This window comes from Blautia sp. CGZ-1-C1 (genome assembly GCF_056504575.1).
In genome coordinates this window covers 1-2,428 of the sequence record NZ_JBWLUT010000027.1, presented here as the reverse complement: position 1 = coordinate 2,428, position 2,428 = coordinate 1, and the positions used below count along the sequence as shown (strand labels likewise).

General features: G+C 37.2%; 6 protein-coding genes and 1 pseudogene. 1 reads left to right on the top strand and 6 read right to left on the bottom strand.

Going from position 1 to position 2,428, the window contains the following annotated elements:
* The 3 genes from AC058W_RS01580 to AC058W_RS01570 form a co-directional block, all read right to left on the bottom strand.
* Nucleotides 1–234, bottom strand: a 234-nt coding sequence (locus AC058W_RS01580) for an ABC transporter permease subunit (protein WP_479389622.1), incomplete at its 3' end; no start/stop codon positions are given.
* A 34-nt stretch (nucleotides 235–268) separates the two neighbouring features.
* A complete protein-coding gene (locus tag AC058W_RS01575) occupies nucleotides 269–631 on the bottom strand; it encodes a carbohydrate ABC transporter permease (RefSeq protein ID WP_479389621.1) in 363 nt (120 codons plus the stop codon).
* A gap of 12 nt (nucleotides 632–643) precedes the next feature.
* A complete protein-coding gene (locus tag AC058W_RS01570; protein WP_243104125.1) occupies nucleotides 644–865 on the bottom strand; it encodes a hypothetical protein in 222 nt (73 codons plus the stop codon).
* On the opposite strand from AC058W_RS01570, the gene AC058W_RS01565 reads away from it, so the two are divergent.
* Nucleotides 865–1,227, top strand: coding sequence for a sensor histidine kinase (locus AC058W_RS01565; RefSeq protein ID WP_119244052.1), 363 nt, complete (start codon nucleotides 865–867; stop codon nucleotides 1,225–1,227). The genes AC058W_RS01570 and AC058W_RS01565 overlap by 1 nt on opposite strands.
* Nucleotides 1,228–1,261: 34 nt before the next feature.
* Here the strand turns inward: AC058W_RS01565 and AC058W_RS01560 are convergent, their stop codons facing one another.
* From AC058W_RS01560 to AC058W_RS01550, 3 genes and pseudogenes are all read right to left on the bottom strand, one after another.
* Nucleotides 1,262–1,540 (bottom strand): DUF4160 domain-containing protein, encoded by a 279-nt coding sequence (locus AC058W_RS01560; RefSeq protein ID WP_479389620.1) that lies wholly within the window; start codon nucleotides 1,538–1,540, stop codon nucleotides 1,262–1,264.
* Nucleotides 1,524–1,796: a hypothetical protein gene (locus tag AC058W_RS01555; protein WP_055201396.1), complete on the bottom strand. Its 273-nt coding sequence runs from the start codon at nucleotides 1,794–1,796 to the stop codon at nucleotides 1,524–1,526. Before AC058W_RS01555 ends, AC058W_RS01560 begins: the two co-directional genes overlap by 17 nt.
* A 57-nt stretch (nucleotides 1,797–1,853) precedes the next feature.
* Nucleotides 1,854–2,428, bottom strand: a pseudogene (locus tag AC058W_RS01550) (hypothetical protein); the annotation flags it as partial.

Here is a 2,428-nt window from a genome sequence, read left to right as displayed (position 1 = left end):
AGGAAGTACTATTTTTACATATGTCTGAAATACACTGCAACCGTCAATCTGTGCAGACTCCTCAATTTCGTAAGGAAGACCTCTGATATAATTTACAAGCAGAAATACTCCCTGCGTCAGGCTAAATGCTACATACAGAATAATCAGTCCCGCATGATTAAGCATATTTAACTTTGACATCATTTTGGTTACAGGCAACAATACTACCTGTGACGGAACAAATAACCCCATCATAATATAAAAATAAATTGTTTTATAATACTTCCGATTAAAGTTTCTTGCAATAGAATAAGAAACAGACGGATTTTACTAATGTCTTAAACTTTTTCAGTGAATTCAATGAAATTGACAAAATCAGTGATGTTACAATTACACCAATCACCAGCAATACACTGTAAATCACCGTTGTTTTTATAGCATTCCAAAAGTATGGATTTTTGAGCAATATCTTATAATTCTTCCACCCGATAAAATTAATTTTCTGAACCATTCCATCCCAGTCTGTAAAACTGTATCGGATACCATTGATCACAGATATCACATAAAAAAATGTATAAAGTACTACCGGTATTAGGGTAAACAGAAAAAACGTCACTCTGCCCGATAACTTTTTTCTTTTTGTATTATTCATATAGCACCCCTCTTAAAAGGCTTTGTTTATTATTATCGCAAGATAGGAAAGGAATCTATATGCTGCATCTTTTTCCTTATCACTTGCCTGTGCGGATACACAAATTGCAGCATCAATACCGGATAAGCACTTGGTATCATCATAAGTATCATTTGGAAGTGGGAATACACCGATTTCCAGATTCGGGTTAATAGACTGGATAGTTCCTCTCGCATAAGAACCTGTAATCGTCATTGCATGGTTTTTCTAACAAAGAAAATGAATGTTATATTAGCATTTCCTGTCAACTTGAAAACGAATTACTTCATTTTCTGGTTGCTGATAACGGAAGTGGAATGTCGCCGGAACAATTAAAAGTTTTACAGGATTGCAACAAAACTTCTCCAAAAGGGCATCACTCCATCGGACTTGCAAATGTAAATCAAAGGTTACGCAGTTATTATGGAGAAGAATATGGGCTTTTGGTAGACAGTATACCTGGCGAAGGTACTATTATTGATATTGTACTGCCTTCCTCAGCCATTAATATAGAGCCTTCTTTTTTTCAACCTGAATTATCCAGAACCGTATCTTTGTCTCAGAATCCTTCACAATAATAAAAAAATACCAGCAAATAAAAGCTGGTATTTTTTAACAAAAATATCGAATTTCTCCAAAACGGTTTAACCACTCATCAATAATATCGGAACTATTGGCTTCTATCATTCTCATTAACCTTTTCAGTATCTTTTCCGGAATTTTAGAATTATTATTGCTGAGAATAGTTTTTCCAGTACTGGTAATCCATATTTTAGTAGCTATTGCACTGGCTCTTCCTTCTGATATATGAACATGAATTGGTTCTAAGGGATCTCCTTCATTGGACCAAAAATAAATACTATATGGTCCAATCCTAAGAATTTGCGGCATTTAAAATGCCTCCTTCCTGCGAAAATTCAATAATAAGATGAGCATTATTTCTGATTAACTGCTTAAAATATGCCATCTCGGTATCGGAATATCCTTCAATATCCTCCCACCTATAATCAGGAAGCCAGCATGTAGCATTGTGGAATCCTCCAAATTCATCAGGAGTTTCTATATAGACTTTTACTTTCCCATCTGCTTTCATTTCCGAATGAGTAATTTCTGTATCATCATTCAATGTCATAAACGGATACATCATAATTGCATTCATCCCTTCTTCATTTAATTTACCTGATTATAGCACAGATTTCATTAATCATCTATGGTTTTTCTCAAAGGGCTTCCAGTTGGACAGGAAAATATTCAGTCCGAAGCCTACTGCCAGAGCCCATGCAGATGCCCATGCGGTTCCCTGAGTTGCGAGGACTGCTGCCATTACGCCTGCGATCATCTTGTCTCTGTCGCTCTTGCAATAATCCATACCAATTCTCGCACATACAAATGCCTGGAACATCAGAGTGATGGATGAGCCTACGCCGAAGATCGGGCGGAAGAAGCTTACTACCGGGATAATAAGCACGCTTAAAAATGTCGCCAGGCGGAAAGAAGACATTCCTCCAAGAAGGGATTTCATTGCTTTCTTTCCTTCTTTGTATCTCATAGATACAGATACAGTCATCCCTACCCATAACGGACCGGAAAGTGGCGGAAATGGTGCAATGATGGAAAGAATCAGGTTTCTCAGACCGCTGATCATATTGGAGCGGCTGGAATTGAAATCAATGTATTCATCATCACGAGCCTGTCGTGCTTCTGTAACCAGGGTTTCTGTTGTGACAAAATCACCAAATGCGATAACATAGCATACCAACGCAAGTGGTAAAGCTCTTA

What these genes read in the sequence shown, in the direction of transcription:
- AC058W_RS01575 (WP_479389621.1), bottom strand. Translation starts at nt 631, where the DNA reads ATGAATAATACAAAAAGAAAAAAGTTATCGGGCAGAGTGACGTTTTTT.
- AC058W_RS01570 (WP_243104125.1), bottom strand. Translation starts at nt 865, where the DNA reads ATGACGATTACAGGTTCTTATGCGAGAGGAACTATCCAGTCTATTAAC.
- AC058W_RS01560 (WP_479389620.1), bottom strand. Translation starts at nt 1,540, where the DNA reads ATGCCGCAAATTCTTAGGATTGGACCATATAGTATTTATTTTTGGTCC.
- AC058W_RS01555 (WP_055201396.1), bottom strand. Translation starts at nt 1,796, where the DNA reads ATGATGTATCCGTTTATGACATTGAATGATGATACAGAAATTACTCAT.